Origin of the sequence: Gordonia jinghuaiqii (genome assembly GCF_014041935.1) — a bacterium.
GTDB classification, from domain to species: domain Bacteria; phylum Actinomycetota; class Actinomycetes; order Mycobacteriales; family Mycobacteriaceae; genus Gordonia; species Gordonia jinghuaiqii.
This window is the reverse complement of record NZ_CP059491.1, coordinates 3,405,223-3,430,684: the sequence shown is the minus strand read 5'-3', so window position 1 is coordinate 3,430,684 and position 25,462 is coordinate 3,405,223. Positions and strand designations below refer to the sequence as shown.

Here is a 25,462-nt window from a genome sequence, read left to right as displayed (position 1 = left end):
AACGGAAATGGTTTTCAAAGAGTTGGCGGCGGGTCGGCGAGATTGTCACCCACCCTCGGCGCGCCGCCGCTGATCGACCGCCGGCACGCCGTCGGGGCCGCCGCTCGACAGTGCGTAGGTGGCCACCGTATGGGCCGCGGCCGCGGAGGTGACGGCGAGGAGCTCGGTGTTGACGTTGTCGATGGTGTCGCGGGGGCTGTGGTAGTCGGGATCGAAGGCCTCGCCCGCCTTGCCTCCCCACATCTGCGCCTGCTCGGTGGACTTCTTGCGTTCGGCGCCCGCGAGGACACCGCCGGCCGGTATCCCGACGGCGATGAACGGGCCGTAGTCGGACCGGCCGTCGAAGTCGGTGGGCTCCAGCGGAATTCCGCGGTCGGCGTAGAACTTCTCGAAGACCCGCTCGATGCCCTCGGAACCAGCTGGGCCGGCACCGGCTCCGCGGCGTGCGGAGTCGTCGCCGTCGTAGGCGAAATAGCCGCCGTTCGGTGAGGCGAGCATGTCGAAGTTGAGGTACAGCGCGATCGCGCGTCGCCCGCCGGCGTCGAGGCCCCGGACGTACTCCGACGAGCCGACGAGCCCGTCCTCCTCGCCGCCCCAGAACGCGAACCGCACGCGGTGGGGCACCCGCGGCGACGACCCCAGTCGTAGCGCGGTCTCGAGCACGGCGCCGACCCCGCTCGCGTTGTCGTTCATCCCGGGTCCCGCGGGCACGCTGTCGAGGTGTGCCCCGGCCATCACGACGTCGTCGGGGGTGCCGGTGCGGGTCTCGGCGAGCAGGTTGCGGGTGGTGACCGGCGTCGTCTGCGCCTCGACCGTGAGCGTCACCGAGTCCGCCGCCCGGATCATTTCGCCGTCGTCGCCCGACACCCCGACCGCGGGGATCGCGGGACGGTCATCGACGCCGAGCGTGGCGCCGGTGAGCTGTCCGTCCTCGTTGTTCACCATGATCGCGGCGACGGCCCCGGCGGCCTGCGCGTTACGGGCCTTGTCGGCGAAGGTGCATGTCCCGCGGGTGATCACCGCGACGGCACCGCGCACCGCAGGTGGGTAGTCGACTGCGGCGCAGCCGAGTTCGCCGACGGCGACCGGTCTGGCCGTGACCGGTGTGTCACCGGTGCCTGCCGAGTACTCGAGGACCCGGGTCGCGACCTTGTGATCGTCGGCGGTGAGGGTGACCGGACCGGCGTCGAAGCGCTGATACTCCACGGTCGGGGTGGTGACGTCGAATCCGGCCGTGCGGAGCAGTCCGGCGGCGTAGTCGAGGGAGGCGTCGTAGCCGGGGGTGCCGGCCGCTCGGTTGCCGCCGTGGTTGTCGGCGATCTGCTGCAGGGCACGGATGTGACCCATGACGCCGGTGACGCTGACGGCGTCGGCGAGCGCGGCGGGGGTGACGTCGGTGATCGGCGGAGCGACAGCCGGCGTCGAGACCGGCGCCGAGGAGCGGGGACGCGCGGCCTCGCCCGGCTCGTCGGTGGTGCAGCCGGAGACGAGAACGGCCGCGATCGCGACGGTCGCGAGCAGCGTGGCGGACCGGAAGGGACCGGACCGGGTCGGTGTCGAGCGGCGGCGAGGGCTCACCTGGCCACTGTGGCAGTCCCCGCGCCGGTTTTCTCGACCGGGCGCGCACAAACATCCGTGTGGTGGTGAGCTGACGCCACTGCATTCGGGAACGGAACATCTGCTCGGTAGTCTGTAGGGGTTGCCGTGCGCTCGGCCGGTCCCGGTGGGATGGCGGGGCGCACGCGCAGGACAGTCCTAGCCGAACACCGAACTCGTGGAGAGCAGTTAACTGTGGCCGCCCAGTCCAATGTCGAATCCGTCGTCAACCTCGCCAAGCGTCGAGGCCTGGTGTACCAGTGCGGTGAGATCTACGGCGGCACCAAGTCGGCGTGGGACTACGGGCCCCTGGGCGTCGAGCTCAAGGACAACATCAAGCGACAGTGGTGGCGGAGCATGGTCATCAGCCGCGAGGACGTCGTCGGCCTGGACTCGTCGGTCATCCTGCCGCGTCAGGTGTGGGAGGCCTCGGGTCACGTCGAGGTGTTCACCGATCCGCTCGTCGAGTCGCTGCACACCCACAAGCGTTACCGCGCCGATCACCTCATCGAGGCCTATGAGGCCAAGCACGGCCACCCGCCGGAGAACGGCCTGGCCGACATCAACGACCCCGAGACCGGGCAGCCGGGCAACTGGACCGAGCCGAAGGCCTTCAGCGGTCTGATGAAGACCTACCTCGGACCGGTCGACGACGAAGAGGGCCTGCACTACCTGCGCCCGGAGACCGCCCAGGGCATCTTCGTGAACTTCAAGAACGTGATGACCACCGCGCGCAAGAAGCCGCCGTTCGGTATCGCGCAGATCGGCAAGAGCTTCCGCAACGAGATCACGCCGGGCAACTTCATCTTCCGCACCCGCGAGTTCGAGCAGATGGAGATGGAGTTCTTCGTCAAGCCGGGCGAGGACGAGGAATGGCACCAGTACTGGATCGATCAGCGCTTCGACTGGTACGTCGACCTCGGCATCGACCCGGAGAACCTGCGGCTCTACGACCATCCCAAGGAGAAGCTGTCGCACTACTCCAAGCGGACCGTCGACGTGGAGTACAAGTTCGGTTTCACCGGTAACCCGTGGGGTGAGCTCGAAGGTGTGGCCAACCGCACCGATTACGACCTGACCACCCACAGCAAGCATTCCGGCGAGGATCTGTCGTTCTTCGACCAGGCCACCGGTGAGCGCTACACGCCCTACGTCATCGAGCCCGCGGCCGGCCTCACCCGTTCGCTGATGGCGTTCCTGTGCGACGCCTACACCGAGGAAGAGGTGCCGAATGCCAAGGGCGGCACCGACACCCGCACGGTGCTGCGGCTCGACCGACGCCTCGCGCCGATCAAGGCCGCGGTGCTGCCGCTCTCGCGCAACGAGAAGCTCTCGCCCAAGGCCCGCGACCTCGCCGCCGAACTCCGCAAGCACTGGAACGTCGAGTTCGACGACGCGCAGGGCATCGGCAAGCGGTACCGCCGTCAGGACGAGATCGGCACCCCGTTCTGTGTCACCGTCGACTTCGACACCCTCGACGACCAGGCCGTCACGGTGCGCGAACGCGACACCATGAGTCAGGAGCGGGTGGCGCTCGACAAGGTCGCCGAATACCTCGGTGGCAAGCTGCTCGGCGCCTGAGTACTCCTCGGCGGAGATCCGGTGCAGGTCGCGATTGAGCCTGACCTGCGGTTGTCTGTCACAATTGATGGCGAGTTGTCGTGCGCCGTCGGGCAAGGGGTTCGTCGAGCGCGCGACGAGAGAGTGAGTGGAGTCGTGTCTGTCAGCGGGAAAGTCGTCCATTACGACGCGAATCGGGGATTCGGATTCCTGGCACCTGAATCGGGCGGTGCCGATGTGTTCCTGCACATCAACGACATCGACATCGACGAGAACTCGTTGAAACCCGGTGCCAAGGTGTCCTTCGACATCGAGGAGACCGACCGCGGTTCCAAGGCGATCAACCTCGAGGTGACCGAAGCCGCGCCCGCCGACGATTCCGCGGGTGCGCGTCCGAATCGCCGGGATGAGCATCACGGCCGCGACCGTGGCGATCGGGGCAGTCGCGACGACCGCGGCAGCCGCGACGACCGTGGCGATCGCGGAGGTCGTCACGATGACCGTGGCAGCCGTCGGCCGCGCGGTGGCGGCTCCCTCGACGCCGGGGCGTTCACCGAGGAGCTGACCGAACTGCTGCTCGACGCCGACGACGACCTGACCGCCCGTCAGATCGTGGCCATCCGTCAGCGGGTCACCGACTTCGCCGTCGGCCGGGGCTGGGTGCTTGACTAGCACCCACAACGGATCGGCGGCTCCGGGCCACGTCTTCCCCGCCATGGCCTCCTATGGTGAGGAGGCCGTGGAACGGGTTGTCCCCGAAGGTGCCAAGGTGGCAAGCCTGCCGGGCACCCGTACCGACCACCGCAGCGACTTCGCCCGTGACCGGGCCCGCGTGCTGCACTCGGCTGCCCTGCGGCGTCTCGCCGACAAGACGCAGGTCGTCGGTCCTCGTGAGGGTGACACCCCGCGGACGCGTCTGACGCATTCGCTGGAGGTCGGCCAGATCGGTCGGGGCATCGCGATCGGGCTCGGTGCCGAACCCGACCTCGTCGAACTCGCCGGGCTCGCACACGACATCGGCCATCCGCCCTACGGCCACAACGGGGAGCGGGCGCTGGACGAGGTCGCCGCCGACCACGGCGGCTTCGAGGGCAACGCGCAGAACCTGCGCATCCTCACCCGCCTGGAACCCAAGCTCCTCGACGCCGAGGGCAACAGTGCCGGACTCAACCTGACGCGGGCGTCGCTCGATTCGACCCTGAAGTATCCGTGGGCTCGTCGACAGCCCGGCGGAAAGTTCGGTGCCTACGACGACGATGTCGAAACACTCGAGTGGGTCCGGCGTGGCGCACCCGGCACCCGCCAGTGCGTCGAGGCGCAGATCATGGACTGGTCCGACGACGTGGCCTACTCCGTGCACGACCTCGAGGACGGTGTCATCGGAGGCCGCATCGACCTGCGCAGCCTCGGCGACCGGCAGGAGCAACGGGCGCTCGCCGAGATCGGCGCGACGGAGTTCCCCGGACTCGACCCCGAGGCGCTCGTCGACGCCGCGCAACGCCTGTACGAGATGGACATCGTGCGGTCGGTCGGCGTCTTCGACGGGACACTCGATTCCTACGTCGCGCTCAAGCGGCTCACCAGCGAGTTCATCGGACGCTTCGCGTCGGCGGCCATCACCGGCACCCGCGCGGTGGTCGGGGACCGGCCGGTGTCGCGCTACGACGCGGACCTCGAGGTACCTCCCCTCATCGCGGCCGAGGTCTCGATGCTCAAGACCCTCGCACTGCGATTCATCTTCTCCAACGAACGCCACAAGGCGATCCAGCGTCGCCAGCGTGAACGCATCCATCGCGTCGCCGACTGGTTCGCCGAGGCCGCGCCCGGTGGGCTCGACCCGATCTTCGTGCCGTGGTGGAACGCCGCCACCGACGACACCGCCCGCATGCGGGTCATCGTCGACCAGATCGCGTCGATGACCGAGGGGCGGCTCGAGCGCACCGACAAACACAACTCCGGGGCTCAGGCGCACCTGGGGTGAATCCGGCCCGGGTGAATCCGGCCCGGGTGAATCCGGCCCGCGTGAATCCGGCCCGGGTGAATCCGGCCCGCACTGAAAACCGCCCTCCGCAGTGACGTTGGCGACATAGTGCGATCGGCGGGGCGCTCCGGGGTCGTTTTCAGGGGCGGTTTTCGGCGTGTGGGCCCGACGAGGCGTCGTGCCACGCCCGTAGTCCCGGGTGTGTGAAGCGCCCGGTCATCCCCGCGACGGGAGGTCACTACACTGGACGCGTGGCAGGCCGAATTCCCGATCGCGACATCACGGCGATCCGTGAGCAGACGATGATCGAGGACATCGTCGGCGACTATGTCGCACTGCGTCGTGCCGGGGCGGACAGTCTGAAGGGACTGTGCCCGTTCCACGACGAGAAGTCGCCGTCGTTCCACGTCCGGCCCAACCACGGACACTTCCACTGCTTCGGCTGCGGCGAGGGTGGCGATGTCTTCAGCTTCCTGCAGAAGCAGGAGCACGTCAGCTTCGTCGAGGCCGTCGAGCAGCTCGCCGACCGCATCGGGTACCAGATCAACTACGAGGGCGGCGGTACCGCGATCAAGCGGGACCGCGGCACCCGCGCCCGGCTCGTCGCCGCGAACGCCGCCGCCGCCAAGTTCTACGCGGCCGCGTTGCAGACGCCGGAGGCGCAGGCCGCACGCGACTACCTCACCGAACGCGACTTCGACGCCGCCGCCGCAGCCCGATTCGGTTGCGGCTACGCGCCCGCCGGCTGGGACACGATGACAAAGGCGCTGCTGTCGCAGGGGTTCGAGTTCAGCGAACTCGAGGCGGCGGGGTTGTCGAAGCAGGGCCGCAAGGGGCCGATCGACCGTTTCCATCGCCGACTGCTGTGGCCGATCCGCAACCTCGGCGGCGACATCATCGGCTTCGGTGCCCGGAAACTGTACGACGACGACAACCTCGGCAAGTACATGAACACGCCAGAGACCATGTTGTACAAGAAATCTCAGGTGCTGTTCGGTCTCGATCACGCCAAGAAGAGCATCGCCAAGGGGCATCAGGTGGTGGTCGTCGAGGGGTACACCGACGTCATGGCCATGCACCTGGCCGGTGTCACCACCGCCGTGGCGTCGTGTGGCACGGCCTTCGGCGAGGATCACCTGGCACTGATCCGGCGACTGATCATGGACGACTCGTACTTCCGGGGCGAGGTGATCTACACCTTCGACGGTGACGACGCCGGAAAAGCGGCCGCACTCAAGGCCTTCGAAGGTGAGCAGAGCATATCCGGGCAGACCTTCGTGGCGATCGCGCCCGACGGTATGGATCCCTGCGAGCTGCGGCAGGACAAGGGCGACGCCGCGGTGCGCGACCTCATCGCCCGCCGGGTGCCGATGTTCGAGTTCGCGATCAAGGCGCTGCTCTCCGAACACGATCTCGACACCGCCGAGGGACGCGTGCACGCGTTGCGGGACACCGTCCCCGTCGTCGCGCGCATCAAGGACATCGCACTGCGCGACGAGTACGCCCGCCAGCTCGCCGGCTGGGTGGGGTGGGAAGAGGTCGGCCAGGTCCTCGGCCGGGTCCGTGAGGAGGGCGCCCGAATCCGAAAGGCGCAGGGCGCGGGCGACTCCGGGGGCCGTGGCGCGCGTCGTGGTTCCACACGCAACCGTCCCGAAGCCGAGTCGGCGCCCACCTCGGCGCGGCCCCAGCCCAACGATCCGCGGCTCTGGCCGCAGCGCGAGGCACTCAAGGCCGCCCTGCAGTATCCGGCGATCGCGGGAACCGTCTTCGACTCGCTTCCCGTCGAATGCTTCGACGAACCGGCCTATGCCATCGTCCGGCAGGCCATGACCGGACTGGGCGGGACGTCATCGGGTATGGGCGGTGCCGCGTGGGTTGACGCGGTGCGCAACGCCGTCGACGACCCGGTCATCGACCCCCTGGTCACCGAGCTCGCCGTCGAGTCGATGCGCGTCGACGAGGACAACATTCCCCGGTACATCTCCAGCGTGCTCGCGCGGCTGCAGGAGGTGTGGGTGGGATCGCAGATCGCCGACATCAAGTCGCGGCTGCGGCGGATGGCCCCGGCCGACGACCCGGACGGCTACAACGCCGTGTTCGGAGACCTCGTCGCACTCGAGGCCTATCGTCGTAGCCTGCTGGAACAGGCCCTGGACCCGACGGTCGACGCGGGCTGACGCGTACGTCGCCGCGCGCGATGAGTTTCCGGCAATGGCCGGGTCTGTCCCTCCGACAGTGGTTCTCGCACACAACCCGCCGGCCGAGCCGGTCGAGGGTGTCACCTTCGCCACCGACCTGCGTCAGGCGGTCGAGCTGGCCGCCGAGCGCGCGGGCGAATCGTATGTGACCGTCATCGGCGCCGACGTCGCGAGACAGATGATCGAGCACGGCATGCTCGACGAGGTGCTCGTGTTCTACGTTCCGGTGTTCCTCGGTGACGGCATCCGGTTGTTCGACCGCCCCGGCGGTGACGAGGTGCGTCTGACACCCATTTCGGGTGAGACCCGATACTGGTGCCGCGTCGACAGGAGTGCTGTCGACACGGCGCGGCCGTCGTCGGTGGGGAGTGCGGGACTTGAACCCGCGACCAAGCGATTATGAGTCGCCGGCTCTAACCAACTGAGCTAACTCCCCGCGCAGACATCAGTCCGCGGGTGGAGATTACCGCACCGCAGCTCAACCGCTGCAGGCAACGTGGCGTGCGGCCGCACGCCGAGGTGAGCCGAACCGTCGTGAAGTCCTCCGGGCTACACTGGCCGCAAAATCGGACAAGCGGAACGGAGCGGGACAAGGATGTCGGTCGGGGAGGGGTCGATTGGTGACGATCTGCCCGAGAGCCTGGTGGACGTCGCCGGCCGCCGAATCCGTGACGCCATTCTGAGCGGCGCGCTCGAACCGGGTCAGAAGATCGTCGAGGAGACGTTGTGCGCCGACCTCGGCATCAGCCGGGCGCCGGTGCGGGAGGCGTTGCGACTGCTGGCCCAGCAGGGGCTCGTCGAACATCAACCCCGACGCGGTGTCCGCGTCGCCGAGTGGTCGCCGACCGACATCCTGCAACTGTTCGAACTGCGGCAGGTGCTGGAGCGGCATGCCGTCGAAGCCGCGTTGCCACTGACCGACCCGGACACCCAGCTCGCGCCGGTGCGCGCGGCGATCGACGCAATGCGCCGCGCGGCAGACGATCTCGCCCGCGATGACGCTCATCGTCGATTCCACGCGGCGGTGGTCTCGCTGGCGGGGAACCGCCAGCTCGACATCACCCTCGAACCGATCCTCCTCAAGCTGCAACTGCCGATGGCGGTCAATCTCCGCACGGAATCGGCCGACCATCACGGACCGGCCGACGGGGTCACCCGGCATCAGGCGATCCTCGACGCCCTCGAACGCAACGACTCCGAGGCGGTGATCGCTGCGCTGCGCGATCACGGGCACCTCCACTACCTGGGACTCGTGTCCGCCAGTACCGGTGACGCCTCTGGACACACGCATCGGTGATCAACTGGCGCAGACGAGCTGACACGGCGACGAGCTAACACAAACGACACAGAGCCGTTCCTCAGACGCCATCATTCTGTCGACAATCGACGGTATGACATTCTCTGCCGGGCCGACGACGGGACCCACGGTCGCCGAACTCCTCGACTCTCACCTGCACGGAAGTGGTTCGCCGACCCGGACCGCACGCATGGTGCTCGACGCCATCGACGCCCGAGGTGACGACGGCACCTGGTTGTCGACGGTCCCGCGGAACGAACTGATCGACGCGGCCGCCGACCTCGAGAGGCGACCCGGCGCGCGTGATCTGCCGCTCTACGGCGTGCCCTTCGGGGTCAAGGACTCCATCGACGTGGCAGGTGTCCCGACCACGCTGTCGTGTCCGGGCTACGCCTACGTGCCCGAGACCACCGCCCCGGTGGTGCAACGACTGCTCGACGCCGGGGCGCACTACGTCGGCAAGACCAATCTCGATCAGTTCGCCACCGGCCTGAACGGGACGCGCACGCCCTACACGATGCCGCGGAGCGTCTACGGCAACGACGTGATCTCCGGCGGTTCGAGTTCGGGGTCGGCGCTCGCGGTGGCCCACGGAGACGTACCGTTCGCGGTGGCCACCGACACGGCCGGATCGGGACGGGTTCCGGCCGCGCTCAACGGGGTCATCGGCTACAAGCCGTCACGGGGACTGATCAGCACGGTGGGCCTGGTGCCCGCCTGTAAATCCCTGGACTGCGTCACCGCGATGACCTCGACCGTCGAGGACATGGACCGGATCATGGACGTGATGATCGGCCGCGACGACGCCGACGCATGGTCGCGCGACCGGGGTCCCCGCTTCGGCGGCGGCACCGTCACCATCGGCCTCCCGCCGATCACCGAACTCGAGTTCTTCGGCGACGACGCCATGCGCGAGGCGCACCTCGCGTTCCGGAACCGGTTGTCGCACCTGGTCTTACCCAGCGGAGTGGAGATCGTCGAGGTGTCTCTCGCGCCGTTCCTCGCCGCCGGCGAACTCTTGTACTCAGGCCCCTGGGTCGCCGAGCGCCTCGTCGAATTCGGTGACTTCCTCGCCGAGAAACCGGAGGAGATCCATCCGGTGGTTCGTGACATCCTGCGCGGTGGTGAAAGGTACACGGCGGTCGATGCTTTCGCCGCACTCCAGCGACTGCAGGAACTTCGGGCCGAGGTCGGCCGGCTGTGGACACGGATGGATGTCCTGGTGGTGCCCACCATCGGCCGGACCTTCACCGTCGACGAGGTCCTGACGCAACCCATCCTCACCAACACGATGCTGGGTCACTACACGCACTTCGGAAATCTGCTGGACCTCACCGGGGTGGCCGTTCCGCAGGGTGTCACCTCCGACGGACGACCGCACAGCGCGATGCTGCTCGGTGCGGCGCTCACCGACGACACCGTCCTCCATCTGGCGGCTGCCCTGCTCGACGAGCCGCGAGACCGGGTGCCCGCCACCGCAGCGACTTCCAGTCCCGCCTCGATCCCGTTCCGACCCCTCTGACAGTCCGTCCCGAACCCCGGAAGGCTCGCGATGTCCGAACCCGTCACGCTCGACGCACTACCCGGACCGATCCAACTCGACCTGGACCACACGGCCCTGATCATCATCGACATGCAGCGAGACTTTCTGCTGCCCGGGGGTTTCGGTGAAACCCTCGGCAACGACGTCGCGCAACTGCAGCGCGTCGTCGAACCGCTGGGGAACCTCCTCGCCGCCGCACGTGCGGCCGGGATGCTCGTCATCCACACGCGGGAAGGTCACCTCCCTGATCTCTCGGATTGTCCGCCGGCCAAGCGCAACCGTGGTGCGCCGTCGAAGCGGATCGGTGACCCCGGTGCCTTCGGCCGCATCCTCATCCGTGGCGAGTACGGGCACGACATCATCGACGAACTCGCCCCTCTGGACACCGAGGTTGTCATCGACAAACCCGGCAAGGGTGCGTTCTATGCGACCGAACTGTCGAAAGCGCTCGCCGACAATGCAATCACACAGCTCCTCGTCACCGGCGTGACCACCGAGGTGTGCGTGCACACGACCACCCGTGAGGCCAACGATCGCGGCTTCGAATGCGTCGTCGTATCCGATTGTGTCGGTTCGTATTTCCCGGAGTTCCAGCGAGCCGGGCTGGAGATGATCGCGGCGCAGGGCGGCATCTTCGGGTGGACGGCCCCCGCCGCTGCCCTCATCTCGTTGCTGGACGAACGGGCAACCACGACGGCAGAGCCCGTCGCCGGCACCGCGTGACGCACCGACCCGGTCCCTGAGGCACAACACAACTTCACCGAGACACCGGCGTCTCACCCCCGACCCATCCCACGATCCCGGAGGAATTCATGAGCGCCACCACCGATCCAGCACCACCCGCAGACCCGCCGGTGCCCACGAGGTCACCGAAGATCGCTTGGTGGACGCGGGGGGACACCAACGCGTTCTTCGGGCTGGGTTTCAACATCCTGGTCAACGTTCTGACGTTGACCGGCTTGATGATCGGCGTTGTGGGGCTCAGCTCCGACAACGTCCTCGGGACCGTCCTGCCGGCGCTCGGCGTCGCGCTGATCCTGGGCAATCTGTACTACACGTTCCTGGCTCGACGCCTCGCCGCGCGTGAGGGACGCGACGATGTGACAGCCCTGCCCTACGGGCCGAGCGTGCCGCACATGTTCATCGTGGTGTTCGTCGTGATGCTGCCGGTGTATCTGAACACCCAGGACGCGATCCAGGCGTGGCAGGCCGGTTTGGCGTGGGCGTTCATGATCGGCGTGATCGTGATGATCGGTGCGTTCGTGGGACCCTATGTGCGCAAGCTGACGCCGCGCGCGGCGATGCTCGGCACCCTGGCCGGTATCTCGATCACGTTCATCTCGATGCGTCCGGCCGCGCAGATGTGGGAGGCCGCCTGGATCGGTCTGCCGGTTCTGGCAATCATCCTGATCGGGTTCTTCACCGACGTGAAGCTGCCCGGCAACATCCCGGTCGGCTTGGCTGCACTGCTCGTGGGCACGGCGATCGGCTGGGCGGGCGGTTTCATGTCGGTGCCCGACCTGACCTCGGCCGTCGAGAACGTCGCCATCGGCATTCCCGACCAACGCTTCGACCTGTTGTTCAACGGGCTCGGCGACCTGGCGCCATTGCTGGGGACCGCGATCCCGCTGGGCGTCTACAACTTCACCGAGGCGATGAGCAACGTGGAGAGCGCCGCCGCGGCGGGGGACAACTACAACCTGCGCAGCGTACTGCTGGCCGACGGTGCCGGCGCCTGCGTCGGTGCCGCGTTCGGTTCGCCGTTCCCGCCGGCTGTCTACATCGGGCATCCCGGCTGGAAGGACGCAGGCGGACGGGCGAGCTACTCGCTGGCGAGTGGCGTCGCGATCGGGCTGCTGTGTTTCCTGGGCATGTTCGGTGTGCTCAACGCACTGCTACCGGTTCCCGCAATCGTGCCGATCCTGCTGTTCATCGGTCTGCTGATCGGTGCGCAGGCATTCCAGGCGGTGCCGCGCCTGCACGCGGTCGCGGTGGTCGCCGCGCTGCTGCCGAACCTGGCCGAGTGGGGACGTGGACTCATCGACAACGCGCTGGCGGCAGCCGGCACGACCGCCGACGAGGTCGGTATGGACGCGCTCAACGGTGCGGGCGTGATCTATGAGGGCCTCAAGACGCTGGGTGAGGGTGCGGTACTCGTCGGCCTGATCCTGGGCACGATCGTGACGTTCATCCTGGAGAAGAAGTTCCACTTCGCGGCGATCGCCGCGCTGGTGGGTGCAGCGCTGTCGTTCATCGGCCTGGTCCACGCACCCGAGGTGGCCTGGGCCGCCGCACCCGAGGTGGCGCTCGGCTACCTGTTCTTCGCTGTGGTGTGCTTCGCCTACTGGTTCCTGCCGGGAGCGCGGACACCGGTAGAGGTCGACGAGGCGGAGGTGGTGGCCGGTCACTGAGCGGGTAAGGATGCGGCATTGTGGTCCGGATACCGGACTCAACTGCCGCATCCTTGTGGCGCTGACCGTGCGTTTTGTCCTGTGGAGGCACCGTGCGCTAAAGTCTGTTCTCGGTCCTGGTGACGCACCCGAGGGTGTCGACGGGACCGGAGCAATCCCCCATAGCTCAATTGGCAGAGCATTCGACTGTTAATCGAACGGTTACTGGTTCGAGTCCAGTTGGGGGAGCAGACAAAACCCGCAGGTGACTGCGGGTTTTTCTGCTATCTGGGGTCTCGTGGGACTGCTCCGTGGGACTGCTCCGTGGGACGCGCACCGGTGGACGCCGTGATTGCCGTACGTTGCGCCTAGTTGCGGTACCAGTTCTGGCCGTGTCCCGCCCCGCTGGCGGCGTTCCATAGGAAGCTCCACCGGTCAGGGTCGCCGCTGACGGTCTTGGCGGCCTCGCGAACGAGCTTCTCGTAGCCTGGCGGCTTGTTCTTAGGTGATTCTCCGACTCCCAACTCGGTCGCCCGGTCCACGGTGGTCTGCATACGTGCACGCACGCCGTCGGTCCCGAGTCCGCCTGCCTCGTGCGCCTTGAGCTGGTATTCGAAGTCCTTATACATCAGTCGCAGATGTCGACGGACGCAGTCGCGTGGATCGTCGACGTCAGCGAGCAACCAGACTGCATGGGCGCCGGACTCGATCCCGGCCCGGCCCATCAGAAGGTAGGGCCTGAAACGGACTCGGTTCACGTGCGAGCCATCGAACTCGTACGGGGCGACAAGGTCTGACCACAGCATCATGTGCTCGATGCCCGCGGTCAAGTAACTGCGCAACCAGGCCGACACTTTCTCCCACTTATAGAGCTTGTCAGCGAAGTCCGGTCGGCTCCCTGGCATCGGGTCGACGGCGGCTGACAGCGCCAGGTCGCACGCTCTGATCGCGTAAGTCACCTGTGCCCAACGTTGGCGGTGCTCCTCGGTGAGGAAACCCTCCGGTGTAGTCATTGCATCCCTCTGCTGTGGATCATGCGCCAGTCCCTCTGCAGCTAGTGACCAAGAAGCGCCCCGACGGCACCCTTACCGGCATCGACATCAGCATGCACGCCAACTTCGTACCGAACGCCGGGGACGACGTGACCGAGAGACGCCCAATGCGCACGGTGCGGACGCCCCGACTGACTGCCTGCGAGGCAGTACCAAGTGTGTTTGCCGTATCCTGCAGTCGACTGCGCACGCCGTTGAACGTCCGATCTGCGGACACCTCGATCTATCTATCAGCTCGGGTAGCTGACGTTTTTGCGACGGCGGGGATCTTTGATCGGATCTGCTGCGATGATCATTAGGGTGATCCAGGCCAGAATCGAGAGCGTGCCGACGATGATCCCTACGGCGGGCGGGATCCCCCACAGGAGCTGTCTGTCCTGGATCGCTCCGAAGATCCCTCTCAGCAGAAATATTCCTCCGCCGACTGTGAGTATTACGCTGGCGACGTAGAGTGGCCAGCCGACTGATTTCTTGTGGCCGCGCGCGAGCTGTTTCGCGAACTCTCTTGGTGTTCCGAAGACATCTGCCGGTTCATCCCCGCCTTCGGCGACATGGCTTTCAACTTGAGCTACCGCATCGCCGATGACCTTGCCTGCAACCCCGTTCTCTCTCAGCTCCTTGACGAGTTCGGCAGTGTATTTTTCAACTGGTTCGTGCGTCATTTGGTGTGTCCTTCGGGGTTGATGATTGACGTGACTCGGCCGCTGAAAGACAGCCACTGTTGGCGCTCTAATGAGAGGCGGGCAAGCCCTTCGTCGGTCATCCGGTAGAACTTCCGACCGGGACCGCCATCTCCTTGACGCCACTCGGCGGTAAGGGCACCGCTATCTTCAAGGCGATTGAGGATTGGGTAGAGGGTGCCGCCCTTGATCGTGCCGAGTCCGGCCTCGGCTAAGCGGGCGCCGAGAACATATCCGTAAGTTTCGCCCTCGGCGGCGATGGCTAATACCGCGAGTTCGATCACGCCACGCAGCCACCCTGAAGGCCAATTTCCTTGACTCACAACTAGATTGTGACACATGCTAGTCAGTGTCACAACTTAGTGATTCATTGCTGGGCACGCTTACGAGTCCCAGGCTCGGAAGAGTCGATGGACGAAGCCATCGAGCACGGATTACCTTGAGGGGCAGGATTGCCCTGTTCCATGGCCGAGAATCTTCTTTCGGTATCTCATCGGAGCACTGCTTCAAGTTCGACCTTGGTCTCAACGGGTCAGCGCATCGTTCGCGACCAATCGCGTAGCAACTGGGCAACAAAGGGGTGGTCATTCATCTTGACTTCCAGATCTTGTCCACATAATCGAATGCGAGCTCATCCGCGAAAGTCAGCGTGAGGGCATCGCCCTGGCCAAGCAACGGGGCATCTACAAGGGCGGCAAGCCGAAGCTGGACAGCTCCCAGGCCGCCGAGGTCGCGAGTCGGGTCGCCGCCGGCGACTCCGTCGCGGCCCTGGCCCGCGAACACGGCGTCTCCCGGCAGACGATCTACCGCTACGCGGCTCAGACGCCAACGCCCTGACCTGCGAGCTCCGACCGGGAGGAGCCAGCAACGCCCCGCACTCTTCGGTGCGGGGCGTTGTCGTTGGTCTACGCGGGGCCCCGCACTTGCCGAAGGCCCCGCCACAGAGATACCGCCAAGGCATCCGGGAACAGGGTATCCGTTCACCGCCCTCACTGCTCCTGGCCGTCGATCTGACCAGGTATTTCTATGGATTGATCAGATACCCGTCTGGTTCGAGTCCAGTTGGGGGAACAGAACAGCCCGCCACCTGTGTGGACAGGTGGCGGGCTTCTTCGTGTTCGCGACTCGACGCCCCGAGCTCGCTGAAGCAAGCAGCGCCGGTACCCCTCTGCGTCAGGCCGAATCTCCACTGTCCGCATCGTGCGGGTATGCGTCGGCCTCGTCGTTGACCGGGTCCGCCTGCTCGGCGACGTCGGCGTCGTCTGCTTCGAGTGGCGCGTCGCTGGTCTGCTCGGGAGTCGACTCGGGGTCGACCGGTTGCGACTGTTCGATCGCGTCGGCCTCGTTGGCCTCGAGGGGAAGTTCGGACTCCTGTGACATGACCGATCACGCTCCTTTGGTGGTCAAACGCTGACAGATGTAGTCATACCCCAGACGCCGCCAGATATGCCCACGTGCCGAAGGCGCCGTTCGCGCGACTGCCGCACCCGACGGCCCATCCGATCAGCTCGGGGCGCCCTGACGTTCGTCGTACTGCGCCTGCGCTTCTCTGATCGTCGGCATGCTGCCCTGGACCAGATCGATCAGTCCGTGCAGCTGATCGGCGACCTGCCTGCCGAGCGGGGTGAGGGTGTACTCGACCTTCGGCGGGATCGCCTCGAGGACCGTGCGCACGATCATCCCGTCGCGTTCGAGGTTCCGCAGCGTCTGCGAGAGCATGCGCTCGCTGACACCATCCACTCGTCGACGTAGGGCGCTGAACCGATAGGCGCTCTCGCCCAGGGCGAGCAGAACGAGAAGGCCCCACCGTCCGGTGATCGTCTGCAGTGCCTCACGCGATGAGCAGTCGCGTGCGAAGACGTCCGATTCGAGGGACTCGTCACTGATCTCGGTCACTCACCCACGGTAACCGAACTGATCGTGCGGCGCTAACCGCGAATGTGGCACTTACGATTAGTTAGTGCATACTGGTGGCGCCAGCGACAGACGAATGGGAAAGGTTGACCGATGACGACAGCAGTGACAGGTGCGACGGGGCACCTCGGCAGGCTTGCGATCAGCGAGCTCCTCTCGCGAGGCGTCGACGCGAGTGACATCGTGGCGGTGGTGCGCGACGAGGCCAAGGCGGCCGAACTTGCGGCGCAGGGCATTTCGGTCCGGGTGGCAGAGTACGGGGATCCGGTCGCGCTGAGGAGTGCGCTGAGCGGCGTCGACAAACTGCTGTTGATCTCGGGTTCCGACGTCGGACAGAGGCTCCCGCAGCACACGAACGTCATCGAGGCGGCCGAGGCGAACGGCGTCGCACTCATCGCCTACACGAGCCTCCTCAACGCAGACACCAGCGGCTTGGGCATGGCTCCCGAACACGTCGCCACCGAAGCGCGACTGAACGAGTCGTCGATCCCGGCGGTGATGCTGCGCAACGGGTGGTACTGGGAGAACTTCGCCGCGGCGATCCCGCAGGCGATCGCGACCGGCACGCTGTTCGGTGCGGCGGGCGACGGACGTGTCGCCGGGGCCGCCCGCGGCGACTACGCCGCGGCTGCGGCGGCCGTACTGACCTCCGAGACCGACCAAGGCGGCAAGATCTACGAACTCGGCGGCGACGAACGTCTGACCTACACAGAGTTCGCGCGAGTGATCAGCGAGGTGTCCGGCACGACCGTCGAATACCAGGACCTGCCCGAAGCCGAGTATGCAGCGATCCTGGCCGGCGCCGGCATCCCCGAACAGTTCGCAGTGATGCTGGCGGGATCCGATGCCGGGATAGCCCGTGGTGAACTCGACACGGATTCGGGTGACCTCCAGGCACTGATCGGCCGTGCGTCGACGCCGGTAGCCGAGGTGATCCGGGACGCGATCGCCTGAACGATGAGTTTTGCTGCGGCCGGTGGTCCGTACTGATCAGATTGTTTCAACCTGACGACGACGGAAGTGGATGGTCATGGCGCAGCTACTCAGGGTGCAGAATTTCTCGGTCTCCCAGGACGGGGTCGGCGCGGGTGAGAACCAGAGCTTCGAGCGTCCCTTCGGAGATGGCGTCGAACCCTGGGACCTGATGTCCTGGGCCGGTGCCACGGCCAGCTGGCCCAACCGGACCGACCCCGGAGGTAGTCGCGGGCTCGACGACTACTTCACCCGCGACTTCACCCACAACATCGGTGCCGAGATCATGGGCCGCAACAAGTTCGGGCACCAGCGCGGGCCGTGGACCGACCACGAATGGCAGGGGTGGTGGGGCGATGAGCCGCCCTTCCACTCACCTGTCTTTGTCCTGACCCACCACCTCCGTCCGTCGTTCACCCTGAGTGACACCACATTTCACTTCATCGACGCCACTCCGGCCGAGGCTGCCGAACAGGCCAAGGCGGCCGCCGGTGGCAAGGATGTGCGGATCGGTGGTGGTGTCAGCACCGTGCGCGAGTTCCTCGACGCCGACCTCATCGACACGATGCACGTGGCCGTCGCGCCCATCACGATCGGAAGTGGCCTGCGGCTGTGGGAGTCGTCCGACGACCTGGCAGACCGTTTCCACATCGAGAAGATCCCGAGCCCCAGCGGTGTCACCCACCATCTGTTCTGGCGCAAATAGGTGACTCACCGACGATGAATGCACCTGTCGGCGAGCGCGTTCGACGAACACGCGGAATGCGGGAACCGGCAGGCGTAGTTGTAGAGACCATGACTGCACTCGCCGGCAAGGCCACCGCTCTGCTCGAACTCCACCAGCCCGGGAACCCGGTGATCCTGCCGACGGTCTGGGACGCGTGGTCGGCGAGCCTGGCCGTATCGGCGGGCTTCACCGCGCTCACCGTGGGCAGCCACCCGGTCTCGGACTCGATCGGCAAGCCCGACAACGAAGGTCTCACCTTCACCGAGCTCACCACCCGGATCAAGCAGATCACCGACGCCGTCGACGTCCCCATCTCCGTCGACATCGAAGCCGGTTACGGCGAGGACCCGAAAACCCTCATCGACGGCCTGCTCGACGCCGGGGCCGTCGGCCTCAACATCGAAGACACCGTCCACAGCGAGGGCGGACGCCTCCGCGAGGCACAGGAACATGCCGACTTCGTCGGGGCGCTGCGCGCGGCGTCGGATGCCACCGACGTCCACATGGTGATCAACGCCCGCACCGACCTTTTCCTCAAGCAGGTGGGGGATGAGTCCGACCGCGTCGACCGAGCCATCGCGCGCCTGACGCTGTGCGCCGACGCCGGTGCCGACGTGCTGTACCCCGTGGGCTTCCACGACGACGCCACCTACAAGCGACTCGTCGACGAACTGCCGTTGCCGATCAATGCGATCGGGCACCCCGTGAACCACACCAAGGCCGCTTTGGCCGCACTCGGGGTGGGTCGGGTCAGCTTCGGACCGCTTTTCCAGATGGTGCTGGCCGAGCGTGCCGCGGAAGTTCTCGCGCCCTGGAAGTAGGTCCGCGCGAAATCGCGGCGTGCGTGTCGGTGATGCGGTTTACCGTCGGAACATGGCACTCACCACAACCGAACGAGAAGCGTTTCTGGCCGAGCCGCACGTCGCCGCGCTGTCGGTGGAGGCCGAGCCCGGCCGCGCACCGCTGACGGTGCCGATCTGGTACCACTACGAACCCGGCGGCCGCCCGTGGCTGCTCACCGGCACCGAGTCGCGCAAATTGCAGCTGATCCGGGCGGCCGGCCGGTTCACGCTCATGGTCGACGAGGTGTCGCCGCGGCTGATGTATGTGTCGGTCTCCGGCGACGCCGTGGACATGGTGGCCGGTACCCGTGGTGACCTGCAAGAAATGGCGTCTCGCTACCTTCCGCCGCAAGCGGTGGACCCGTACCTCGAGATGGCCGAGCGGGACCACGGACCGCAGACCAAGCTGTACCTCGAGCCCAAGCAGTGGGTGTCGCTGAACCTCGGGAGTCTGTGACGCGAGCCCCGCCGATTGGACAGGGAGACGTAGCTCTCGGCAGCGTCTCGCTACATTGAACCCATGCCGAAGTCGCACCCCACCTCCGAAGCCCCCGATACCGCCGATGTGGACTCGGGCGTCGAGGCCGACGAGCAACCGGTCGTCGAGCCGTCGTCGGAGGAAGCGGGTGTGACGCCACTCGACGGCGACCAGTTCCTGCAGGCGAATCGCACCAACCGGGAAAAGTACCGCGCCGAGGCCGATGAGAAGGCCGCGAAGGCCGCGCGCAAAGCCGCGAGATCCCGACGCGGAGCCGAGGGCGAGACGCAAGGCAGGACTCAAGACACCGCGGGGGCCGTGGACGAAGACCGCACCCCCCGGAAACTGGTCGCCGGCGGCGGTGGTGGCGGTGCACGATGGACGCGCTGGGCGTCGAAGATCGGCAGCCGCTCGTGGGCCGTGGCGGTGATGGTGGCGTCGGTCGTCGTGCTCGTCGCGTCGACGGCAGTCCTGGCGGTGCTGTACGTCGATGCCGAGCGCCGCGCCGACGCCGCGTCGGCCGGCACCGCCGACACGACGACGATCCTCGACACGGCCCGCCGCTACGCATCGGAGATCTCCACCTACAACTCCGCCGACTACTCCGACCTCGATCGGCGCATCCGTGAGATCTCGACACCTGCGTTCACGCAGACCTACATCGAGTCCTCGCAAGACGCTCGACGCGGCTCCACCGAAGCCGAGGCGGTCTCCACCGCCAAAGCCGACAACGCCGGGGTCATGTCGTCCGGAGACGGCAAGGCCGTTGTCCTGGTGACGCTCGACCAGACCCTGAAATCACCGCAGACCGCACAGCAGTTCCCCGAGGGATTTCCGTACCAGTCGAGAGTGAAAGTGACTCTCGTGCAACAAGATGGACGCTGGTTGATGGAGGACTTCGCGGTGCTGTAGCGCGTGGGTGGACGGGTCGCTTCGACGCGGCCCAACCACCACCCGGGCGATCAATCGGCGACGGAGTTGGTGCCCAACAGGATTCGGGTCGACAGTGTCTCGATGCGCTCCGGGGAGGGTTGCGGCGACTGACGCGAGAGGTCGGTGACCACGTTGAGCGCCGCGTGGACCAGGAACCGGGTCTGCGGGATCGTGAGCCCTTGCCGTTCGCGACTGACCCAGGTGGCGAACTCGTCGACGGTGATGCGCTGCTGGTTGTGCAACGCCGCACGCGCCTCGGGGCTGGCGTGGCCGATCTCGGTTTCGTAGATGCTGATCAGTTCGGTTGTGCTGCAAGCCAACCGGACGTAACGGTCGACCATGGTGACAATCGCCTGGTGCGGGGTCGTCGACGCGGCAAGGGCGTCGGAGATCGTGGAGGTCACCCGATCGGTGGCCCGCCAGAACGACGCCTCGAGAATCGCCACCTTGCTCGGGAAGTGCCGGTACACCCCGGACGCCGGGAGGTCGGCGGCGTGGGCGATGTCCTCGATGGTGACGTCCCGGAAACCCCGCGCGGCAAACAAATTGATCGCCTCGGTCAGGATCACCTCGCGTTTGGCGGCGGGCGCCAGACCGGCCACCGCGGGCTCGCCGGGTGCGGCCGGTCCGGGGAGCTCGGCGTCGAGCAGGCCGAGGGCGGCGTCGGGGATCAGCACGGCGACCTCGCGCAACGGCAGTGCGGCGCGATGGGTCGTCGGACTGGCCGCGACGCTCGTCATCGCCGCGGTGATCAGATTCGCGTCGGCGTCGGACAACGATGGCCGGAGTCGACGGGCCGCGGCGCGCACGCGGCGGTGCTGATGGACCACGACGTCGCGCACGATGGCGGAGTCCGCGGCCTCGAGGTACCGCGACTCCCAGCGGTAGAGACCGCCTTTGCGGCGGTTCTCGAACGACGTGGTCGTGATCGCCTCGATCAGCGAGCGAAGTTCACCCGGACCCTCGGTGTCGACCGTGTCGAGGGTGGTGCGCAGGTCCGTTGCCAGTTGGGCCGTGGTCTCGGCGAACAACGCGTACTTGTTGGGGAAGTGGCGATACAGGGCCGGTGCGGAGATGCCGACCGCGTTGGCGATGTCGTCGAGACGGACCGCGTGATAGCCGCCGTCGCTGAAGGCCTTGGCCGCGGCGTCGACGATGAGCCGGCGCCGATCGGCGGGACGGCGACGCCGCGTGCCCGACCCGTCGGGCGGCGACGTCTGGGGGTGCGCGGTCATGGCGACCAAGCGTAGCCGGAGACGTCGTTCACCAGGAGGAATTCCATGTCGGTACCGAAAACCCCAGCACATGCGGATGTCTGCGGACCATAAGTTAATGAGAATTCGCGTGATCTACGTCGCATTGTGGTAGTAGTCTAAGCGATGACACAGATGCAATCGGCTGTGTCTGGCGATCCGGTGACAAGTGGGGAGAGTTGTGAGCGACGAGATCACAGACGGTGGAGTCGTGACGGAGGTGGACGACCGGGGCGTTGCTCGGCTGACCATTTCCCGGCCCGAGCGGATGAACGCCCTCGACACCGGCGCCAACCTCGCGATCAGGGAGGCCATGGCCGAGTGGTCGGCCCGCGATGACATCCGGGTGGTCGTCATCGACGGCGCGGGCGGCAGCTTCAGCGCCGGTGCCGACGTCCTGGGATTCGCCGACCAGTCCACCGCCGACGGCGCGTCCGGATTCACCGCAGGCCAGGCCCGCCAGATCATCTCCGCCGGTTCCGAACTCGTGCGCGCCGTGCGTTGCGTCCCGGTCCCGGTCATCGCATCGGTCGACGGCGCGGCCGCCGGGATCGGAGCGTCGCTGGCCCTCGGTGCCGACCTCATCTACGCGACGGCGCGATCGTATTTCCTCCTCGCGTTCATCAACATCGGGCTCATGCCCGACGGGGCGGCGTCGATGTCGTTCGCCACCGCGGTCGGCCGCGTGCGCGCCAACGAATTGGCACTGCTCGGCGAGAAACTGCGTGCCGGTGAGGCCCTCGACGCCGGACTCGTCAACGGCGTCTACGACGATCGTGAAGCTCTCGATGAGGCCGTCGAGAAGGTCGCGCTCAAGATCGCGGGCAAGAGCCGCGCGGCGCTGCGCCTCACCAAGTCTGCGCTCGACGCCCACACCATGGCCGGATTCGACGCCGCGATCGAACGTGAACTCGACGGTCAGACCGAACTGCTGCAATCCCCGGAGTTCCAGGCGGCGATCACCGCCTTCGCCGGCACCTCCAAGTGAGCCCTGGCTGAGCACAATCGGCGCGCCGCAACCGTTTTCGACACCATCATCACCACGAAAGACAACGAGGAGACCGATCGTATGACCGCGACCGTCGACACCGTCAGCGACCTGGCCACCGAGCCCCTGCGCTCGCGCCGCAATCACTGGAACAACCAGATCCGACGCCACGCCTTCATGACCCCGGACTCACCCGCGCTGAAGTTCCTGGGCAAGGTCACCACCTGGAAGGAGCTCGACGAGCGCAGCCGCGCCTTCGCCGCGGCACTGAGCCGCCGCGGGGTCGGATTCGGTGACCGTGTCCTCGTCGTGCTGCTCAACCGCTCGGAGTACGTCGAAGCGGTTCTGGGCGCCAACCTGATCGGCGCGATCCCGGTACCGGTCAACATCCGCATGAGTCCCGCGGAGATCGCGTTCCTCGTCAACGACAGCGGGTCCAAGGTCATCGTCACCGAGACGTTGCTGGCACCCCTGGCCGACGCGGTGGCCGCGTCGACCAATGCGATCGACCACATCATCGTTGTCGGCGGATCGGACAAGGAGACCCACCTCGACTTCGAGGCGCTGGTCGCCGAGGATTCCTCGGATCTCGAGGAGATCGACGTCCCCGAAGAGACCGTCGCACTCATCATGTACACCTCGGGTACCACCGGAAAACCCAAGGGCGCCATGCTGACCCACGCCAACATGCAGGCGCAGGCCGTCACCTGCCTGCAGGCGCTGCAGACCCGGTCCGACGACATCGGCTCATGTGTCGCACCGATGTTCCACATCGCCGGACTCGGCGCGATGGCGCCGCTGTTCTACATGGGCGCGCTCTCGGTGATCCACCCCCTCGGTGCGTTCGACCCCAACGACATGCTCGACACCATCGAGAAGGAGGGCACCACCTCGATCTTCCTGGTGCCCGCCCAGTGGCAGGCCGTCTGCGCGGCACAGCAGGCCAAGCCGCGCGACCTCAAGCTGCGTGTCATCAGCTGGGGTGCGGCCCCGGCGTCTGACACCGTCCTGCGCGCGATGAACGAGACCTTCCCCGATGCGCTGAACGTCGCGGTCTTCGGCCAGACGGAGATGTCGCCCATCACCTGCGTGCTCGAGGGCAAGGATGCGCTGAGCAAGATTGGGTCCATCGGCAAGGTGGTGCCCGCGGTGACCGCCCGCATCATCGACCCGGAAGGCAACGACGTCGCGCAGGGTGAGATCGGCGAAATCGTCTACCGCGGTCCGAACATGATGAAGGGCTACTGGCAGAACGAGCAGGGCACCGCCGATGCGTTCGCCGGCGGCTGGTTCCACTCCGGTGACCTCGTGCGACAGGATGAGGAGGGATTTCTCTACGTCGTCGACCGCGCCAAGGACATGATCATCTCCGGTGGCGAGAACATCTACTGCGCCGAGGTCGAGAACGTCCTCTTCGGGCATCCGAGCATCACCGAGGCCGCGATCATCGGTCGGGCACACGAGAAGTGGGGCGAGGTCCCGGTGGCGGTCGTCGTGCTCGCCGAGGGCGTCGAGGATCTGACCCTCGCCGATCTCGAGCCCTACCTGAACGAGAATCTCGCGCGTTTCAAGCATCCGAAGGACATCGTCATCGTCGAGGAGTTGCCCCGCAACGCCGGCGGCAAGGTCGTCAAGCCGACGCTGCGGAAGAGCTACGGCAGCAAGGACGCCGGCCTGGCCAACTGAGGCCAGGTGCCGAGCGCCTCGGGGCAGAACACGTTCGACCTGGGCATGGACACCCGCGTCCGGGTCGTCGTGTTTTGTGCTGGTCAGTCGCGCACGCCGGCCGAGACGCCACGAAGACACACGCACTAGAACACGTTCCACTTTTGTGGTTGAGTGACTACTGTCACAAGAGTCGGCAACCGTCGGAGTGTGGAAAACCTCCCGGGGCGAGATGTTGCCGGGTTCGAACGGAGGAGATCAGTGAAGACAAAGGGTGCGCTGCTGCGCGAGCACAACAAGCCGTGGGCGATCGAGGAGATCGAGATCGGCGATCCCAAGGCCCACGAGATCAAGATCAAGATGGAAGCGGCCGGTATGTGCCACTCCGATCATCACCTGATGACCGGTGGCATCCCGATGGCCGGGTTCCCGATCCTCGGCGGCCACGAGGGCGCGGGTGTCGTCGCCGAGGTCGGCGAAGGTGTCACCGACTTCGAGGTCGGCGACCACGTCGTGCTGTCGTTCATCCCGTCGTGTGGCAAGTGTCCGTCGTGTCAGTCGGGCATGGCCAACCTGTGTGACTTCGGTGCCATGCTGCTGCAGGGCGAAGCGGTGTCGGACAACACTTTCCGTATCCAGACAGCAGCCGGCGAGAACGTCTACCCGATGACCCTGCTGGGCACCTTCGCCCCGTACATGGTGGTGCACGAGGCGTCGGCGGTGAAGATCGACAAGGACATCCCGTTCGAGGTCGCAGCACTGTGCGGCTGCGGCATCCCCACCGGCTACGGCTCGTCGACGCGGAGCGGCGACGTGCGCCCGGGCGAAGACGTCGCGATCGTCGGTGTCGGTGGCGTCGGAACCGCAGCCCTGCAGGGTGCGGTGATCTCCGGTGCCCGCAACGTGTTCGCCATCGATCCGGTGGAGTGGAAGCGTGAGCAGGCACTGAAGTTCGGGGCCACCGCGGCGTACGCGTCGGTCGAAGAGGCCGGCATGGCGATCGCCGAGACCACCCACGGCGGCATGTGCCAGAAGGTGATCGTCACCGTCGGCGAGGTCCACGGCAAGGACGTCGACACGTGGATGGGCATCACCGCCAAGGGAGGCACCTGCGTGCTGACCGGTATGGGCAACATGCTCGAGAGCGATGTGACCCTCAACCTCGCGATGCTGACGCTGCTGCAGAAGAACCTGCAGGGCTCCATCTTCGGCGGTGCCAACCCCAAGCTCGACATCCCGAAGCTGCTGTCGATGTATAAGATCGGCAAGCTCAACATCGCCGACATGATCACCCGCCAGTACCGCCTGGACCAGATCAACGACGGCTACCAGGACATGTTGGAGGGCAGGAACATCCGCGGTGTCATCCGCTACACCGAAGAGGACTGGTGAC

At 66.4% G+C, this 25,462-nt stretch carries 24 protein-coding genes, 2 tRNA genes and 1 pseudogene; 19 read left to right on the top strand and 8 right to left on the bottom strand.

The annotated features are described in order from the left end of the window. Positions 1-45: 45 nt before the first annotated feature. Positions 46-1,578 carry a M28 family peptidase gene (locus H1R19_RS15270; RefSeq protein ID WP_219849471.1) on the bottom strand — a complete coding sequence of 511 codons (1,533 nt, stop codon included), beginning with the start codon at positions 1,576-1,578 and terminating at the stop codon, positions 46-48. 213 nt (positions 1,579-1,791) lie between these two features. Here H1R19_RS15270 and H1R19_RS15265 point away from each other — a divergent pair, with 213 nt between their 5' ends. From H1R19_RS15265 to H1R19_RS15245, 5 genes and pseudogenes are all read left to right on the top strand, one after another. After that, positions 1,792-3,177, top strand: a complete 1,386-nt coding sequence (locus H1R19_RS15265) for a glycine--tRNA ligase (RefSeq protein ID WP_188327717.1) — start codon at positions 1,792-1,794, stop codon at positions 3,175-3,177. Positions 3,178-3,312: 135 nt separating this feature from the next. Then, on the top strand, positions 3,313-3,828 hold the full coding sequence (locus H1R19_RS15260; RefSeq protein ID WP_219849470.1) for a cold-shock protein: 516 nt from the start codon (positions 3,313-3,315) through the stop codon (positions 3,826-3,828). Then, a complete protein-coding gene (locus tag H1R19_RS15255) occupies positions 3,821-5,137 on the top strand; it encodes a deoxyguanosinetriphosphate triphosphohydrolase (RefSeq protein ID WP_223204576.1) in 1,317 nt (438 codons plus the stop codon). Before H1R19_RS15260 ends, H1R19_RS15255 begins: the two co-directional genes overlap by 8 nt. A gap of 251 nt (positions 5,138-5,388) precedes the next feature. Then, positions 5,389-7,314 (top strand): DNA primase, encoded by a 1,926-nt coding sequence (dnaG, locus tag H1R19_RS15250; protein WP_219849469.1) that lies wholly within the window; start codon positions 5,389-5,391, stop codon positions 7,312-7,314. After that, a pseudogene (locus H1R19_RS15245) lies at positions 7,256-7,738 on the top strand (dihydrofolate reductase family protein); the annotation flags it as partial. The gene dnaG and the pseudogene H1R19_RS15245, both read left to right, overlap by 59 nt. On the opposite strand, the gene H1R19_RS15240 reads toward H1R19_RS15245, so the two are convergent. Continuing rightward, positions 7,698-7,771 (bottom strand) — tRNA-Ile (locus H1R19_RS15240). The pseudogene H1R19_RS15245 and the gene H1R19_RS15240 overlap by 41 nt on opposite strands. A 159-nt stretch (positions 7,772-7,930) precedes the next feature. Here H1R19_RS15240 and H1R19_RS15235 point away from each other — a divergent pair. The 5 genes from H1R19_RS15235 (at position 7,931) to H1R19_RS15215 (ending at position 12,814) form a co-directional block, all read left to right on the top strand. After that, on the top strand, positions 7,931-8,632 hold the full coding sequence (locus H1R19_RS15235; RefSeq protein WP_219849468.1) for a GntR family transcriptional regulator: 702 nt from the start codon (positions 7,931-7,933) through the stop codon (positions 8,630-8,632). Between the two features lie 94 nt (positions 8,633-8,726). Then, positions 8,727-10,154 carry an allophanate hydrolase gene (locus H1R19_RS15230; protein WP_219849467.1) on the top strand — a complete coding sequence of 476 codons (1,428 nt, stop codon included), beginning with the start codon at positions 8,727-8,729 and terminating at the stop codon, positions 10,152-10,154. Between the two features lie 30 nt (positions 10,155-10,184). Continuing rightward, a complete protein-coding gene (locus H1R19_RS15225) occupies positions 10,185-10,898 on the top strand; it encodes a cysteine hydrolase family protein (RefSeq protein WP_219849466.1) in 714 nt (237 codons plus the stop codon). 89 nt (positions 10,899-10,987) lie between these two features. Then, positions 10,988-12,586 (top strand): regulator, encoded by a 1,599-nt coding sequence (locus tag H1R19_RS15220; RefSeq protein ID WP_219849465.1) that lies wholly within the window; start codon positions 10,988-10,990, stop codon positions 12,584-12,586. Positions 12,587-12,741: 155 nt separating this feature from the next. Next, positions 12,742-12,814: transfer RNA gene (locus H1R19_RS15215), tRNA-Asn, on the top strand. A gap of 119 nt (positions 12,815-12,933) precedes the next feature. On the opposite strand, the gene H1R19_RS15210 is transcribed toward H1R19_RS15215, so the two are convergent. From H1R19_RS15210 to H1R19_RS15200, 3 genes are all read right to left on the bottom strand, one after another. Beyond that, on the bottom strand, positions 12,934-13,524 hold the full coding sequence (locus tag H1R19_RS15210) for a hypothetical protein (RefSeq protein WP_219849464.1): 591 nt from the start codon (positions 13,522-13,524) through the stop codon (positions 12,934-12,936). Positions 13,525-13,847: 323 nt separating this feature from the next. Continuing rightward, entirely contained in the window at positions 13,848-14,279 is a 432-nt protein-coding gene (locus tag H1R19_RS15205; RefSeq protein ID WP_188327726.1) for a hypothetical protein, read from the bottom strand. Beyond that, positions 14,276-14,581 carry a PadR family transcriptional regulator gene (locus tag H1R19_RS15200; protein WP_219849463.1) on the bottom strand — a complete coding sequence of 102 codons (306 nt, stop codon included), beginning with the start codon at positions 14,579-14,581 and terminating at the stop codon, positions 14,276-14,278. Before H1R19_RS15200 ends, H1R19_RS15205 begins: the two co-directional genes overlap by 4 nt. Before the next feature lie 331 nt (positions 14,582-14,912). Here H1R19_RS15200 and H1R19_RS23370 point away from each other — a divergent pair, with 331 nt between their 5' ends. Continuing rightward, positions 14,913-15,134 (top strand): helix-turn-helix domain-containing protein, encoded by a 222-nt coding sequence (locus H1R19_RS23370; protein WP_219851707.1) that lies wholly within the window; start codon positions 14,913-14,915, stop codon positions 15,132-15,134. Between the two features lie 336 nt (positions 15,135-15,470). Here H1R19_RS23370 and H1R19_RS15190 read toward each other — a convergent pair whose 3' ends face one another. Further along, complete coding sequence (locus tag H1R19_RS15190) at positions 15,471-15,677, bottom strand: hypothetical protein (protein WP_219849462.1); 207 nt, start codon at positions 15,675-15,677, stop codon at positions 15,471-15,473. A 123-nt stretch (positions 15,678-15,800) separates the two neighbouring features. Then, positions 15,801-16,193, bottom strand: coding sequence for a winged helix-turn-helix transcriptional regulator (locus H1R19_RS15185; RefSeq protein ID WP_219849461.1), 393 nt, complete (start codon positions 16,191-16,193; stop codon positions 15,801-15,803). 111 nt (positions 16,194-16,304) lie between these two features. Between H1R19_RS15185 and H1R19_RS15180 the strand changes: the two genes are divergently transcribed. From H1R19_RS15180 to H1R19_RS15160, 5 genes are all read left to right on the top strand, one after another. Continuing rightward, positions 16,305-17,165 carry an SDR family oxidoreductase gene (locus H1R19_RS15180; RefSeq protein WP_219849460.1) on the top strand — a complete coding sequence of 287 codons (861 nt, stop codon included), beginning with the start codon at positions 16,305-16,307 and terminating at the stop codon, positions 17,163-17,165. A gap of 76 nt (positions 17,166-17,241) precedes the next feature. Then, complete coding sequence (locus H1R19_RS15175) at positions 17,242-17,889, top strand: dihydrofolate reductase family protein (RefSeq protein ID WP_219849459.1); 648 nt, start codon at positions 17,242-17,244, stop codon at positions 17,887-17,889. Between the two features lie 89 nt (positions 17,890-17,978). Continuing rightward, entirely contained in the window at positions 17,979-18,731 is a 753-nt protein-coding gene (locus H1R19_RS15170) for an isocitrate lyase/PEP mutase family protein (protein WP_219849458.1), read from the top strand. A 52-nt stretch (positions 18,732-18,783) separates the two neighbouring features. Continuing rightward, positions 18,784-19,209, top strand: coding sequence for a pyridoxamine 5'-phosphate oxidase family protein (locus H1R19_RS15165; protein ID WP_219849457.1), 426 nt, complete (start codon positions 18,784-18,786; stop codon positions 19,207-19,209). A gap of 63 nt (positions 19,210-19,272) precedes the next feature. Beyond that, positions 19,273-20,142 (top strand): hypothetical protein, encoded by an 870-nt coding sequence (locus H1R19_RS15160; protein WP_219849456.1) that lies wholly within the window; start codon positions 19,273-19,275, stop codon positions 20,140-20,142. A gap of 50 nt (positions 20,143-20,192) precedes the next feature. Here H1R19_RS15160 and H1R19_RS15155 read toward each other — a convergent pair whose 3' ends face one another. Then, positions 20,193-21,398, bottom strand: a complete 1,206-nt coding sequence (locus H1R19_RS15155) for a TetR/AcrR family transcriptional regulator (protein WP_219849455.1) — start codon at positions 21,396-21,398, stop codon at positions 20,193-20,195. A gap of 199 nt (positions 21,399-21,597) precedes the next feature. Here H1R19_RS15155 and H1R19_RS15150 point away from each other — a divergent pair, with 199 nt between their 5' ends. The 3 genes from H1R19_RS15150 (at position 21,598) to H1R19_RS15140 (ending at position 25,461) form a co-directional block, all read left to right on the top strand. After that, complete coding sequence (locus H1R19_RS15150; protein WP_219849454.1) at positions 21,598-22,404, top strand: enoyl-CoA hydratase-related protein; 807 nt, start codon at positions 21,598-21,600, stop codon at positions 22,402-22,404. An 81-nt stretch (positions 22,405-22,485) separates the two neighbouring features. Then, positions 22,486-24,090, top strand: a complete 1,605-nt coding sequence (gene fadD5 / locus H1R19_RS15145) for a fatty-acid--CoA ligase FadD5 (protein WP_219849453.1) — start codon at positions 22,486-22,488, stop codon at positions 24,088-24,090. A 240-nt stretch (positions 24,091-24,330) separates the two neighbouring features. Next, positions 24,331-25,461 carry an NDMA-dependent alcohol dehydrogenase gene (locus H1R19_RS15140; protein ID WP_188327738.1) on the top strand — a complete coding sequence of 377 codons (1,131 nt, stop codon included), beginning with the start codon at positions 24,331-24,333 and terminating at the stop codon, positions 25,459-25,461. The last annotated feature ends 1 nt before the right edge of the window (position 25,462 follow it).

Coding starts and splice junctions, on each gene's coding strand:
- H1R19_RS15190 (WP_219849462.1), bottom strand. CDS start 15,677: ATGTCACAGGAGTCCGAACTTCCCCTCGAGGCCAACGAGGCCGACGCG.
- H1R19_RS15160 (WP_219849456.1), top strand. CDS start 19,273: ATGCCGAAGTCGCACCCCACCTCCGAAGCCCCCGATACCGCCGATGTG.
- H1R19_RS15235 (WP_219849468.1), top strand. CDS start 7,931: ATGTCGGTCGGGGAGGGGTCGATTGGTGACGATCTGCCCGAGAGCCTG.
- H1R19_RS15165 (WP_219849457.1), top strand. CDS start 18,784: ATGGCACTCACCACAACCGAACGAGAAGCGTTTCTGGCCGAGCCGCAC.
- H1R19_RS15180 (WP_219849460.1), top strand. CDS start 16,305: ATGACGACAGCAGTGACAGGTGCGACGGGGCACCTCGGCAGGCTTGCG.
- H1R19_RS15230 (WP_219849467.1), top strand. CDS start 8,727: ATGACATTCTCTGCCGGGCCGACGACGGGACCCACGGTCGCCGAACTC.
- H1R19_RS15225 (WP_219849466.1), top strand. CDS start 10,185: ATGTCCGAACCCGTCACGCTCGACGCACTACCCGGACCGATCCAACTC.
- fadD5 (WP_219849453.1), top strand. CDS start 22,486: ATGACCGCGACCGTCGACACCGTCAGCGACCTGGCCACCGAGCCCCTG.
- H1R19_RS15155 (WP_219849455.1), bottom strand. CDS start 21,398: ATGACCGCGCACCCCCAGACGTCGCCGCCCGACGGGTCGGGCACGCGG.
- H1R19_RS15175 (WP_219849459.1), top strand. CDS start 17,242: ATGGCGCAGCTACTCAGGGTGCAGAATTTCTCGGTCTCCCAGGACGGG.
- H1R19_RS15205 (WP_188327726.1), bottom strand. CDS start 14,279: ATGACGCACGAACCAGTTGAAAAATACACTGCCGAACTCGTCAAGGAG.
- H1R19_RS15220 (WP_219849465.1), top strand. CDS start 10,988: ATGAGCGCCACCACCGATCCAGCACCACCCGCAGACCCGCCGGTGCCC.
- H1R19_RS15170 (WP_219849458.1), top strand. CDS start 17,979: ATGACTGCACTCGCCGGCAAGGCCACCGCTCTGCTCGAACTCCACCAG.